8 protein-coding genes are annotated in these 13702 nt (G+C 67.8%); 5 read left to right on the forward strand and 3 right to left on the reverse strand.

Features of this window, described 5'->3' with window-relative positions:
• Positions 1–16 precede the first annotated feature (16 nt).
• On the reverse strand, positions 17–643 hold the full coding sequence (rrtA, locus tag AC1DS6_RS15030; protein WP_441629968.1) for a rhombosortase: 627 nt from the start codon (positions 641–643) through the stop codon (positions 17–19).
• On the reverse strand, positions 640–3477 hold the full coding sequence (glnE, locus tag AC1DS6_RS15035) for a bifunctional [glutamate--ammonia ligase]-adenylyl-L-tyrosine phosphorylase/[glutamate--ammonia-ligase] adenylyltransferase (protein WP_441630081.1): 2838 nt from the start codon (positions 3475–3477) through the stop codon (positions 640–642). The genes rrtA and glnE overlap by 4 nt, the downstream gene beginning before the upstream one ends.
• A 231-nt stretch (positions 3478–3708) precedes the next feature.
• Here glnE and AC1DS6_RS15040 point away from each other — a divergent pair, with 231 nt between their 5' ends.
• From AC1DS6_RS15040 to tldD, 3 genes are all read left to right on the forward strand, one after another.
• Positions 3709–8040 (forward strand): YhdP family protein, encoded by a 4332-nt coding sequence (locus AC1DS6_RS15040; protein ID WP_441629966.1) that lies wholly within the window; start codon positions 3709–3711, stop codon positions 8038–8040.
• A gap of 152 nt (positions 8041–8192) precedes the next feature.
• Complete coding sequence (locus tag AC1DS6_RS15045) at positions 8193–9041, forward strand: carbon-nitrogen hydrolase family protein (protein ID WP_035868525.1); 849 nt, start codon at positions 8193–8195, stop codon at positions 9039–9041.
• Between the two features lie 103 nt (positions 9042–9144).
• Positions 9145–10605: a metalloprotease TldD gene (gene tldD / locus AC1DS6_RS15050; RefSeq protein WP_276287790.1), complete on the forward strand. Its 1461-nt coding sequence runs from the start codon at positions 9145–9147 to the stop codon at positions 10603–10605.
• Positions 10606–10641: 36 nt separating this feature from the next.
• On the opposite strand, the gene AC1DS6_RS15055 is transcribed toward tldD, so the two are convergent.
• The gene (locus AC1DS6_RS15055; RefSeq protein WP_441629963.1) at positions 10642–11697 is read right to left on the reverse strand and encodes a class I SAM-dependent methyltransferase; all 1056 of its coding nucleotides are present in this window, start codon (positions 11695–11697) and stop codon (positions 10642–10644) included.
• 215 nt (positions 11698–11912) lie between these two features.
• On the opposite strand from AC1DS6_RS15055, the gene AC1DS6_RS15060 reads away from it, so the two are divergent.
• Positions 11913–12224 (forward strand): helix-turn-helix domain-containing protein, encoded by a 312-nt coding sequence (locus AC1DS6_RS15060; protein WP_441629961.1) that lies wholly within the window; start codon positions 11913–11915, stop codon positions 12222–12224.
• Between the two features lie 314 nt (positions 12225–12538).
• Entirely contained in the window at positions 12539–13618 is a 1080-nt protein-coding gene (aroG, locus tag AC1DS6_RS15065; protein WP_441629959.1) for a 3-deoxy-7-phosphoheptulonate synthase AroG, read from the forward strand.
• The last annotated feature ends 84 nt before the right edge of the window (positions 13619–13702 follow it).

The raw sequence follows: 13702 nt of genomic DNA on the forward strand, positions 1-13702 counted from the left end.
TCCTGCCTCGGCATGCCTATGCGGCTGACTGGCCGCGACGGCGTTGCCACCACTCCTGCGCTAGCCAAAGCGCCAGGCCGGCCACCGTGCCGGCCGCGTGCGAGATACGCACCACCCCGAAGCCCCACTGCGCGTCGAATACCACCGGCGCGAGCCACGACTGCTCTAGCCAGGTCTTGACCAGCACGCCCAGGCAAAGCACCACCCCAAGCACGCGCGACACGCCGCTGCCAACCAGCAGGCGCAGACCACCCCAAAGGGCCAACCCGTGCAGCGCGCCCGACAATCCGCCATACCAGCCTACCGAGGGAACCCGGCACAGCGCCATTTGCACCGCTATGCCGCAGGCAACCAGCACCGCCAGCATCGCGCCGGCGCGCGCCTCGCGCCCGACCAGCAGCATCAGGCCCACGGCAGCCAGCAGATCGGCCAGCCAGTGCTGCCAGCCGAGGTGGACCCACATCGCCGTAAACAGGCGCCACCACTGGCCGGCCGCGCCGTGGCCCATGACCGCGTCGCGCAGATAGAGTCCCTGCGCATGCAGCCACGGTACAAAGGTAAAGGCGGCGCTCAGGACGGCAGTCGCCGCCAGCGCGGCCAGCAAAGCCGGCCAGCGCGCGGCGCCGGCCACGGGCGGATTCATTTTCCGGGCTCCGCCGGCTCGCCGAACACCGCCTGCCAGAGCGCGCGGACTTGCGCCGCCTGCGGCGCCACGGCGGCCGGCGCAACACGCGCGTGAACCTGGCCATCCAGGCGCAACTGGTGCTGGCGCGCGCGGAATACGCGATACGCGTCGCCCACTTCGCGCGCCAGCGTGGCATCGATCAGGCCAAGCTCGCCGGCGGTGCGCAGCAGCGCAATATTGCCGGCATTGCGCGTCAGCGCGGGATGGTCGTGGCTGTGCAATAGCACGAGGTATTGCACCGTGAACTCAATGTCGACCATCCCGCCACGGTCGTGCTTGAGGTCGAACAGACCGCTTGGGTTGGGATGTCCCTCGGACACCTTGTGGCGCATGGCGGTGATCTCGCCGCGCAGCGTGGCGGCATCGCGCGGCTGGCGCAGGATCTCGTCGCGCAGGCTTTCGAAGTGCGCGCCGATCACCGGGTCTCCCGCGCAAAAACGTGCGCGCGTGAGGGCCTGGTGCTCCCACACCCAGGCCGTGTTGTCGCCCTCGCGCTGCTGGTAGCGGCGGAAGCCCTCGAAACTGGTCACCAGCAGCCCCGCCTCGCCATTGGGGCGCAAGCGCGTGTCGACGTCGAACAGCGTGCCGGCAGCGGTATGGCTGGTCAGCCAGGTGATCAGCCGGCGCGCGTAGGCGGCATAGACCTCGGGCGCGCGTTCGTGTTCGTCTTCGTAGAGGAAGATGATGTCGAGGTCCGAGGCATAGCCCAGTTCCTTGCCGCCCAGCTTGCCGTAGGCGATCACGGCAAAGCGCGGCTGCTCGGCATGCCGCGTGGCAAGCTGGCGCCAGACGGCCCGCAAGGTCACGTCGAGCATGGCATCGGCCAGGTCCGACAGACGGTCGGCGATCTGCTCCACCGTCAGCATGCCTTGCAGGTCTTGCAGCAGGATGCGGAAGGTCTCGGCATGATGCTCGCGGCGCAGGATGTCCATCTGCGCTTCGATCTGTCCGTCGGCCGCATCGAGGCGCGCGGCCAGGCGGCTGCGGAATCCGTTCCAGTCGGGCGCGCCGGCCAGCGCATCGCTGTCGAGCAGCTCGTCGAGCAGCTGCGGATGACGCGTGAGATAGGCTGCCGCCCAGCTCGATGCGTGCAGCGTGTCGGCCACGCGCGCCATCGCCTGCGGGTATTCCGACAGCAGCGACAGGTAAGACGCGCGGCGGCTGATGGCATCGAGAAAGTCGACAAAGCGCGCGATGGTGCGGTCGGCGTCGTCCTGGCGCGAAGCCAGGTCGAGCGCGCGGTTGACCAGCAGGTCGAAGCGCACCCGGCTCTGCTCCGACAACGCCCGGTAGCGCAGCGAAGCGCCAATGGCGCGCAAGCGGTCGAGCAACGCGTTGCAATCCTGAAAGCCGGCACCCGCCAGGCGCTCGCATGGCGGTTCGTCCTGCTCTTCCTGTATCAACGCCGGCCACAGCGCCTCGCAAGGCGCGTGGGCTTCATCGGGATCGGAGAAGGTGGCTTCGAACTGCTGCGCCACCGGATCCTGTAGCGACGAAAGCCGTTCCAGCAAAGCCGGCCAGTCGGCGCAGCCCATCATGCGTGCCACGGCCAGTTGCTCATCCGCGGCGGTGGGCAGGTGGTGGGTCTGGGCATCGTCGCGATACTGCAGGCGGTGCTCGAGCTGGCGCAGGAAGCGGTAGGCATCGGCCAGTTGCTCGGCCTGGCCGGCAGGCAGCAAGCCATGTTCCACCGCCACCGCCAGGACTTCCAGGGTGGGCCGGATGCGCAGCGCCGGGTCCTGCCCGCCGCGGATCAGCTGGAAGACCTGGGCCATGAACTCGATCTCGCGGATACCGCCGCGGCCCAGCTTGATATTGAAGGCACGCTGGTTCACGCGCTGCCCGCCGCCGGGCGCCGCCAGTCCGCCGCTGCGCTTGGCGGCCTCGGCGCGGATCTGCGCGTGCAGCGAGCGGATCGCGGCAATCACGCCGTAATCGAGGTAGCGGCGAAACACGAAGGGCGTGGTGAGGCTAGACAGCTGCGCCGCGGTGCGCTGCGCATGCGGCGTGTCCAGCGCCGACACCACCCGGCCCTTGATCCACGCGTAACGCTCCCATTCGCGCCCCTGCACCATCAGGTACTGCTCCAGCATGCCGAGGCTGCACGCCAGTGGCCCGGCGTCGCCGTTGGGGCGCAGGCGCATGTCGACGCGGAACACGTAGCCATCGGCAGTCACGTCGGCCAGCAGGTTGATCAGGCGGCGTCCCAGGCGGATGAAGTACTCGTGGTTGGACAGGCTGCGCTGGCCGCCGCGCGTATCGCCGTCTTCGTCGTACAGGAAGATCAGGTCGATGTCGGACGACACATTGAGTTCGCGGCCGCCGAGCTTGCCCATGCCGACCACCACCAGTTCCTGGACCTCGCCGCTGCTTTCCCCGACAGGCCGGCCGTAGGTCGGCGCCAGGTCCGCTTCCAGCATGGCCAGGCCATACTGGACGCCCAGTTCGGCCAGGTCCGTCATCGCGCCAGTGACCTCGCCCAGAGGCGCCAGGCCGCGCAGGTCGCGCTCGATCACCACGCACATCACTTCGGCGCGCAAGCGGCGCAACGCGCGCTTGATGGCCTCCTCGACATCGGCCGACGGCTCATGCAGGGCCTTCAGCCGCGCCTCCATCCAGGCCCGCGTCAGCGGCTGCTCGCGCGCGCGCGCAACGATTCCGGCAAGCTCCGGGCGGGCTTGCACCATACGGCGGGTGTAATGCGAATAGGCGGGCGAGTACAATGCCATGCCGGCGCAATCGACCGGCACGAGTTCCGTGGCGGCCACTGTCGCGTACAGGCCCGTGGCCATGTCGGCCACCGCTTGCCTGGCAGCGCTGGAAGTGTTGCCGGAAGCATGTTCGCCGGCAGCGCCGGCCTCGGTAGCGGCGGGATTGGGCGCAGCCGTGGAACTCGTCGGATCAGTGGAAGTCATTCCTGTTACTTGGAAGCGCGTGAGCCGGCACTGTGCCGGCCCGCGCGTTATGCACGGCCGGTCAGGCACCGAATTGGAGAGCGCCTAGTATTGTCGGATAATCTGCGCATGTCCAGCCGCGCCACCCCACCCGCCGAGCCCGGCCCCACCACCGGCGGCACGCCGGCGCTCGACGGGGCCGCCGGTGCAGGCTCTACTCCTTTGCAACTTTCCAGGCGGAGCCCGCTGGCATTGGCGCGCGCGCTCGGCCGTGTCCTGCTCGCAGCCTTGCGCCATCCCATGTGGCGCGGCCTTGGCCGCGTCTTGATACGACTGGCCCTGTCGCTGCTGGTGGTCGCCATGCTGGCCGGCCTGCTGATCCGCTTCGTGCTCTGGCCCGAGGCCTCGGCGGCCCGCACCTGGCTGGAACAGCGCGGCTCGGTGGCGCTGGCGGCCCATTTGAGCATCGGCCAGCTGGACACGTACTGGGACGGCTGGCACCCTGCCTTCCATGCCCGCGACGTCAAGGCGGTCGATGGCGAACAGCGTGTGCTGCTGGCGGCCGGCACGCTCGACGGCAAGTTGTCATGGCGATCGCTGTTAAGCATGGACGTGCTGTTCCAGCGAATCTCCGCCAGCCATACCGACCTGCTGGTACGGCGTTCCGCCGACGGCAAACTCCAGGTAGCCGGGCTGGCCGTGGACACTACCGGCGCCCAGCCGCAAGACAACCGGCTGTTCGACTGGCTGCTGTCCCAGGGCAAGGTCGAACTCACCGACGGCAAGCTCCGCTGGCTCGACGAAAAGAACCACCTGCCCCAACTCGACGTCGGCAATATCCAGCTCAGCGTGCAGCGCCTGGGTTCGCGCCACCTCTTCAAACTGGAAGCGCAGTCGGCGACGCTCGCGCCCCGCCCCCTCGTGGTGCAGGCGGATTTTCGCCATGACTACCTGCATCGCACCGGCGACTGGCGCAATTGGCACGGGCAGGCCAGCTGGGACCTCGGCCGGCTTGAGCTGCCGGTACTGCAACGCTACACGGCGATCTTCGAGCGGGTCGCGCGCGGCACCTTCAGCACCGACGGCACGATCGAATTCCGCGGCGGCCAAGTCACCCGCAGCCAGGCGAGGCTGCGCGCCAATGGCGTGGACCTGAAACTGGCCGGCGCGCCCGAACCACTCAAGCTGGCCAGCGCCCAGGCCTTCGTCCTGCACCGCGCCGGCCGCGACCGCGACAACATCCTCACCATCGACACCCTGCTGTGGCAGCCCGAACCCGCCGAGGGTCCGGCCGTGCCGCAGGCACGGCAAGACCAGCCTGCCTCGGCGGCGTCGGCCGCCGCAGCCGAGGCAAGCGCCGCCGCCAGCGTGGCGAGCGGAGAAAGCGCCTGGCGCGAAGGCATGCGCAAGGTGGTGGTGGGCTGGGCCACCGACAACAAAGGCCAGTTGCGCAAGTTCACGCTGAAGGCGCCCACGTTCGACCTGAACACCGTGCGCGCGCTGGCCACCTCTCTGCCGCTCGACACCGCCTTGTCGCGCCAGCTGCGCGCGCTCCAGCCCTCCGGCCATATCGACAACCTGGATGTGAACTGGACCCGCGATCGCCAGGGCATACTCAGCCGCCGCGACGGCCAGCGCCACTTCAACGTGCAGGGCACGCTGCGCAACGTCTCGGTGCTGAGCCAGCCCGCAAACCCGCCGGCGGGTGCCAGCGGCAAGCCCCACCTGGGCGTGCCAGGATTTGCGCGGCTCTCCGGCAGCTTCAGTTTCGACGAGAGGCAGGGAAGCGCCCGCTTCGAAGGCAGCAATGCCGCCCTGGTGTTCCCCGGCATGTTCGACGAGCCACGCCTGCCCTTCGACCAGATCAGCGGCGAAGTGCGCTGGACCAACGACAACGGCAAGCTGGCGGTGCGCACCGACGGCGTGCAGTTTGCCAACGCGGATACCGCAGGCAGCGTGCGTGGTACCTGGCATGCCGGCGGCGACGGGCACGGCGGCATTGCCGATCTCACTGGCGAACTGGTGCGCGCCCAGGTCAACCGGGTGCCGCGCTACCTGCCCACAGGCATCCCCGCCGCGACACGCCAGTACCTGGCCGGCGCCCTGGTGACAGGCGAAGCCAGCGACGTCCAGTTCCTGCTCAAGGGCGACCTGGAACACTTCCCCTTCCACAGCCCGCACGAAGGCGCCGGCGACTTCCGGGTCGAGGTGCCGATCCAGCATGTCAGCTACCAGATCGCGCCCCACCTGAGCGCGGCGCCGGGCAGCGCCGCCAGCGCCAGCAACGGCGGCAAGGCGTGGCCGAACTTCACCGACATCAGCGGGCGCTTGCTGTTCGAACGCGGCGGACTGTCCTTCGTGGCGCAGCGTGCCGGCGTGCAAGGCGTTGCCGGCGTCACGCTGCAGGATGTCAATGGCCGCATCGCCGACCTGGCGGATCACGGCCGCCTGGTGCTGGACGGCAGCGCCAGCGGAGCGATGACGGGCTTCCTGCGCTTCGTGGCCGCCAGCCCGGTACGCGACTGGACCGGCCAGGTGACCAGCGACATGCGCGCCCAGGGCAATGGCGAGCTGCGCCTCAAGCTGGATCTTCCCCTCACCGCGGCGCAGGACGCCAAGGTCGATGGCCAGTTCCGGCTACCGGGCAACGATGTGGTGCTCACCCCGCAATTGCCCGTGCTGGCGGGCACCACCGGCGTCGTCGCCTTCAACGAGCACGGCTTCCAGCTCAACGATCTGCGCGCCCGTTTCCTCGGCGGCGAGATTCGCGCCAGCGGCGGCAGCCAGGCGGACGGCACGGTACGCGTCAATGCCGGCGGCAATGCCAGCGCCCAGGGCATGCGCGAGGCGCTCACCGGCTCGCCGATGGCCGGCCTGGCGCAGAAACTGGAAGGCAGTACCGCCTATAGCGCGGTGATCGGAGTGCGCGAGCATCAGCCGCAGATCACGGTCACTTCGGAATTGACCGGCCTGGCGGTGGGCATGCCTGCCCCGCTGGCCAAGAGCGCCAGCCAGGCCCTGCCCTTGCGCTTTGAGCTCCGGCCCGCCGCGGCCCGCGCCGGCAGCGAGGAGATGCTCGTGCAGTACGGCAACGTGCTCAATGCGCGCTATGTGCTGCGCCGCAACGCCGATGGCATGGAAGTGCAATCCGGCGGCATCGGCGTCGAACAGCCGGCGCCGCAACCGGCCAGCGGCGTCGTGGCGGCGCTGACCGCCGGCCGCTTCGACCTCGACGCCTGGCATGGCCTGCTCACGGATAGCGGCAAGGCCGGCGCCGGCGCCGGCGCGGTTACCGTGCCCTCCGCGTTCATGCCGGAGAAGTTCTCCGCGCGGGTGCGCGCGCTGCAGGCCTATGGCCGGCAACTCGACGATGTCGTGCTGGAGGCCAGCCGCGAGAGCGCCGGCTGGACCGTTCAGATCGATTCTCGCCAGATCGCGGGCAACCTGCGCTGGCGTAGCGATGCAGCCACGCCGGCAGGGGCGCTGACGCTGCGTCTTTCGCGCCTGAATATCCCCGACACCACCGATGCGGGCAACGTTGCCGAGACGCTGGCCGACAATACGAGCGAGTTGCCAGCGATTGACCTGGTGGCCGATCGCTTCGAACTGCACGGCCGCGATTTCGGCAAGCTGGAGGTCAAGGCGCACTCCGGCGATAGCGGCGGCGAGCCGGCATGGACGCTGGAGCGCCTTGTCATCGAACAACCCGGCGCCACCTTCACCGGCAGCGGCAGCTGGCGCATGCCGCGCCGGCTGCGCGAAGGGGCCGATGCGGAGCGCCGCACGCGGCTCGATTTCAAGCTCGATGTCCGCAACGGCGGCCAGGTGCTTGAACGCATGGGCCTGCCGCACATCCTGGCCGACAGCCACGGCACCTTCGAGGGCCGGGTGGCGTGGCGCGGCTCGCCGATGTCAATCGACTACCCCACCTTGTCGGGCCAGATGAAGCTCAAGCTGGAGAATGGCCAGATCCTCAGCGTGGATCCGGGCGCGGCCAAGCTGCTGGGCGTGCTCAGCCTGCAGGGCCTGATGCGGCTGGCCACCTTCGACTTCCGCGGCGTGGCGGGCCAGGGCATGGTGTTCGACGAGATCACGGGCACCGGTACTATCGAGAGCGGCGTGGCCAGCACCAAGGACTTCGCGCTCAAGGGCGCGCAACTGCGGGCCTCGATGGCGGGCAGCGCGAATATCCCGCGCGAGACGCAGGACCTCGATGTGACGGTGGTGCCGCGTATCAACGCCACGTCCGCCTCGGTGGCAGCAGCCTTTATCAATCCGGCGCTGGGCATCGGCACGCTGGCTGCCCAGTTGATGTTCGCCGATGAATTCTCCAAGGCCTTTAGCCGCCGGTACCGCATCAGCGGCGGCTGGGCGAACCCGCAGATTACCAAAGTGGGGGAGAATAGGGCCGACACGCCCCCTGTGCAGGGCCCGTCGAATCGCGTCTACCCGGCACCATGACCGACCCGTTTGCATGAACGGCCAAGGCCCGGGTCCAAAGCGATCGCCGATGCCCGGCAAGTCCGGCTGCGCCGCCGCCAGGATCTGGCCGAGCCGCACGGATGGGGCGGATTCGCTCCCCTGCAGCCGCCGCCAGCCAAGGAAACCGCTTCATGACCGCAACCGCCTCCGCCCAAGCCGCCAGCGCGGCACCATTTCGCGTCGCTGCGATCCAGACAGTCAGCGGTGTCTCGCCCGAGGCCAACCTGGCCCGCGCCGAAGCGCTGATCGCGCAAGCGGCGCAGGGCGGCGCCGAACTGGTGCTGCTGCCGGAGTACTTCTGCATGATGGGACTGCGCGAAAGCGACAAGGTCGCCATCCGCGAGCGCGACGGTGACGGTCCGATCCAGGCCTTCCTGGCCGGCGCCGCTCGCCGCCACCGCATCTGGCTGGTAGGCGGCACCTTGCCCTTGTGGTGCGAGGACGAGGCACGCGTCTACAACACCTCGCTCGCCTACGACCCGCGCGGCGAACGCGTGGCGCGCTACGACAAGATTCACCTGTTCGGCTTTACGCGGGGCACCGAAAGCTACGACGAATCTCGTACCATCCTGGCCGGCAATACCCCGGCCAGCTTCGAGGCGCCCTGTGGCCGCGTCGCCATGTCGGTCTGCTACGACCTGCGCTTCCCGGAACTCTATCGCCAGCTCGCCGCCGCTGGCGGCGGCACCAGCTTGATTTTGATGCCGGCCGCCTTCACCTACACCACCGGCCAGGCGCACTGGGAAATCCTGCTGCGTGCCCGCGCCATTGAAAACCAGTGCTATGTGCTGGCCGCGGCACAGGGCGGGAAGCACGAGAACGGCCGCCGCACCTGGGGCCACTCCATGCTGATCGATCCCTGGGGCGAGGTGATGGCGGTGCTGCCGGAAGGCGAAGGCGTGGTGAGCGGACTGATCGATCCCGCGCGCCTGGACGAAGTGAGGCAGAACCTGCCTGCGCTGCGCCATCGGGTGCTGTAGGATGTACAACCAGACAAGGCCGGCTCCCCGGAGCCGCCAACATCCCCAGATTTCCACGCGGCGGCGCCTTGGCGCCGCCGCGGCACGACGATAAAGGACAACCATGAACGCCGGCGACCTCGGAATCCGCAACCTCGCCACCGCCCAGCAATTGCTGCTGGCTCCCTACGGCCTCGACGAAGTGAAGCTGCAGCGCGTGCTGGCGGACATCTTCACCCATAAGGTCGACTACGCCGACCTGTACTTCCAGTACACCCGCAACGAAGCGTGGAGCCTGGAAGAAGGCATCGTCAAATCGGGCAGCTTCAGCATCGACCAGGGCGTCGGCGTACGCGCCGTGTCCGGCGACAAGACGGCCTTCGCCTACTCCGACGACATCAGCCTCGACGCCCTGCTGAAGGCCGGGGCCGCGACCCGCACCATCGGCCGCGCCGGCAGCGGCCGCGTCAAGGTGGCGGGCAAGATGGCCTCCCAGGGCGGGCGCAACCTGTACTCGCCCAACGACCCGCTCGATTCGATGGAAGCCGCCGACAAGGTAGCGCTGCTCGAACGCGTGGAACGCATGGCGCGCGCCAAGGATCCGCGCGTGGTGCAGGTCATGGCGGGTCTGGCCGGAGAGTACGACGTGGTCCTGGTGGCGCGCAGCGACGGCGTCATCGCCGCCGACGTGCGGCCGCTGGTGCGGGTCTCCGTCACGGTGATCGCCGAGCAGAACGGGCGCCGCGAGATCGGCTCCTCCGGTGGTGGCGGCCGCTATGCCTACGGATATTTCAGCGACGAACTGCTGCAGAAGTATGTGGATGAAGCGGTGGCCTCGGCCCTGGTCAATCTCGAGGCACGCCCGACTCCCGCCGGCGCCATGACGGTCGTGCTCGGCCCGGGCTGGCCCGGCGTGCTGCTGCACGAAGCCATCGGCCACGGGCTGGAAGGCGACTTCAACCGCAAGGGCTCGTCGGCCTTCGCCGGCCGCATGGGCGAGCGGGTGGCGGCCAAGGGCGTGACCGTGGTGGACGACGGCACGCTGGCCAACCGCCGCGGCTCGCTCAACCTCGACGACGAGGGCAACCCCACCCAGTGCACCACGCTGATCGAGGACGGCATCCTCAAGGGCTATATGCAGGACACGCTCAACGCGCGCCTGATGAAGATGCCGGTGACTGGCAACGCGCGCCGCGAAAGCTACGCCGCGCTGCCGATGCCGCGCATGACCAACACCTATATGCTCAACGGCAACCGGGATCCGCAGGAGATCATCGCCAGCGTCAAGCGCGGCCTCTACGCGGTCAACTTCGGCGGTGGCCAGGTCGACATCACCAACGGCAAGTTTGTCTTCTCCGCCAGCGAGGCCTACCTGATCGAGGATGGCAAGATCACCGCGCCGGTCAAGGGCGCCACGCTGGTCGGCAACGGTCCGGAATCGCTCAAGGACGTCACCATGATCGGCAACGACATGCGCCTGGACTCGGGCGTGGGCGTATGCGGCAAGGAAGGCCAGAGCGTGCCGGTGGGCGTGGGCCAGCCGACACTGCGCATCGAAAACATGACGGTGGGCGGCACCGCCTGAGGCCAGGCTTGGCGCCGGGCGCGGCCGCTCTTCCCTTCAGGGCCGCGCCTCGTAGATCAGATTGAACGGCGTTTGCGCCGCCCGGCGGAAGCGCGAAAAACCGCCCTGCTGCACCACCGAGCGCATGCGCGCCTCGCCCGACTGGGCGCCCAGGCACAGGCCCACCTCCTGCGAACGCGACGCCGGCGTGCAGATGAAGGTCGAGGCAGAGTAGTACACCCGCCCGACCGGATTCAGGTTCTCCTCCAGCCGGTCATTGGCGAAAGGCTCGACGATCATCCAGGTGCCGTCCGGGCGCAAGGTCTCGCGCACGTGGGCGGCCGCGCCAACCGGATCTCCCATATCGTGCAGGCAATCGAACACGGCCACGAGGTCGTAGTCCTTGCCGCCATACTCCTTGGCTTTTGCCACCTCGAAATGCACCCGATCACGCAGGCCGGCGCGCGCCGCCGCCTCGGTGGCGAAGCGGATCGATGGCTCGTGGTAGTCGAAGCCGTGGAATTCCGATGCGGGATAAGCCTGGGCCATGATGATGGTGGAGGCGCCATGCCCGCAGCCCACGTCGGCCACGCGCGCGCCCGCCTGCAGCCTGGCCTGCACCCCTTCGAGCGCCGGAATCCACTCCGAAGTCAGGTGCGCGGCATAGCCCGGCCGGAAGAAACGTTCCGTGCCGTGGAACAGCGACGGATCGTGCTCATGCCAGCCAAGTCCGCGCCCGTTGCGAAAGGCATCCACCATCTTGGGGATCGCCTTGAACTGTGCCACCGCGATCTGGAAGGCGCCCGGAATAAAGGCGGGACTGCCCTCCTGGGCCAGCGCGAATGCCTGCTCCTCCGTCAGGCTGAACATCTCGCTCGCCGCGTCATAGGCGACATAGCCGCTGGCCGCCTGCGCGGACAGCCACTCACGCAGATAGCGTTCATCCGTGTGCGTCTTCTCGGCCAGCACCTGTACGGTCATCGGCTTCTCGGCCAGGGCCTTGTAAAGCCCCAGCGCATCGCCCAGCACGATGGTCGCGGCATGCATGACCGCCCCCAAATCCTGGACGAACTGATCCATGAAGGCCTTCAGCCTCCCTTCGTCGATCGGCATGGTGTTTTACTCCTCCCAAATGGCCCCGCCCGTGCCGGACAAGCCTGGCACGCCACGTTCGCCTGTCTTCCCCCGGGCAAACCTGTGCAGGGGCCGCCACCGCGCCGCTGCGCGCGCCGGCTGCGCCTATACTGGCCTCATCCATGTTGGTTCACACACGGGAGCGCGCCAATACGCAGCATTGCGTACCGCCGCGCTGGCCCTTATCTGCCGCAATGCGTACATCGAGCCTTAGCCAGGACGTCCATGCGGTCTCCATGCTCGCCAGGCTGACCGTGCGCGAGCAGCAGGTGCTGCGCTGGCTGGCGCATGGCAAGACGGATCGCGAGATCGCCACCATGCTCGGCATCAGTGCCCGCACCGTGCAAAAGCACCTGCAGCATGTGTACGTGAAGCTGGGGGTGGAGAATCGCACTGCCGCCGTAATGCGCGGGCTGGAGCTCGATCCGGGGCCCGCCACGAGGCGGCTCGAAAATGTGCCGGGGGTACTGCCGGACGCTTGCCAAGCCCCTGAAAACGCGCTATAAAGATGCTTCGTTGCCCGATGATCAACCGCCGCAGCCCGCAGATTTGACAGGCTTGGCGCAATTTTCTGCCATCTCGTGACGCGTTGCCGCAAATAACCGACGCCAGTTGAGCCTGATCCCATCCATGTCCGCTAAGTTTTATTTTTACTTTTTTAGCGATCTCGCACCGCTGGCGGATGGAGAGGGACGATCGTAAGTGCCTCCAGAATTCAAAAAAAGCCGCCAGCGAACCTGGCGGCTTTTTTTATCCCGGCCCGCACCAAGCTCTAGCCCAGACACCCCAAACACACGACCCTACAAAATCCGGAGCCATCATGCTGAAGAACACCGACGACCTGCGCATTCGCGAACTTAAGGAATTGTTGCCGCCGGCGCACCTGATCCGCGAATTCGGCTGCTCAGAAAAGGCGTCCGACGTGATCTACGGCGCTCGCCAGGCCATGCACCGGATCCTGCACGGCATGGATGACCGCCTGATCGTCATCATCGGCCCCTGCTCCATCCACGACACCCGCGCCGCGCTCGAGTACGCCAAGCTGCTCAAGGTCCAGCGCGACCGTTTCGCCGGGGAACTGGAAGTGGTGATGCGGGTGTATTTCGAGAAGCCGCGCACCACGGTGGGCTGGAAGGGGCTGATCAACGATCCGCATATGGATGGCAGTTTCAAGATCAACGATGGCCTGCGCACCGCCCGCGAACTGCTGCTGAATATCAGCGAACTGGGCGTGCCGACCGGCACCGAATACCTCGACATGATCAGCCCGCAGTACATCGCGGACCTGGTCAGCTGGGGCGCCATCGGCGCGCGCACCACCGAGAGCCAGGTGCACCGTGAACTGGCCTCCGGGCTGTCGTGCCCGGTAGGCTTCAAGAACGGCACCGATGGCAACGTCAAGATCGCGGTCGATGCGATCAAGGCTGCCTCGCAGCCCCACCATTTCCTGTCGGTGACCAAGGGCGGCCACTCCGCCATTGTCTCGACATCCGGTAACGAGGATTGCCACATCATCCTGCGCGGCGGCAAGACGCCCAACTACGATGCCGCCAGCGTGCAGGAAGCCTGCGAAGCCATCTCCAAGGCCGGCCTGGCCGCGCGCCTGATGATCGATGCCTCGCACGCCAATAGCAGCAAGAAGCACGAGAACCAGATCCCGGTCTGCGAGGACATCGGCCGCCAGATGGCAGCAGGCGACGAGCGCATCGTCGGCGTGATGGTGGAGTCGCACCTGGTAGGCGGCCGCCAGGATCACATCCAGGGTACGCCGGTGGAAGATCTCACCTATGGCCAGTCGGTCACCGATGCCTGCATCGGCTGGGATGACTCGGTGAAGGTGCTGGAAACGCTGGCCAATGCCGTGAAGGCACGGCGCCTGGCCGAGAGCACCGGCAACTGATCCGGCCCGGGACCTTGCCCGGAGCGCCCCGGCGCGCCGGGCAAGGTCCCGCCCTCGTGTCGCAAGCAAGAAAAAAGCCGCTGG

The sequence above is a fragment of the Cupriavidus sp. 05L310 genome (assembly GCF_056398185.1).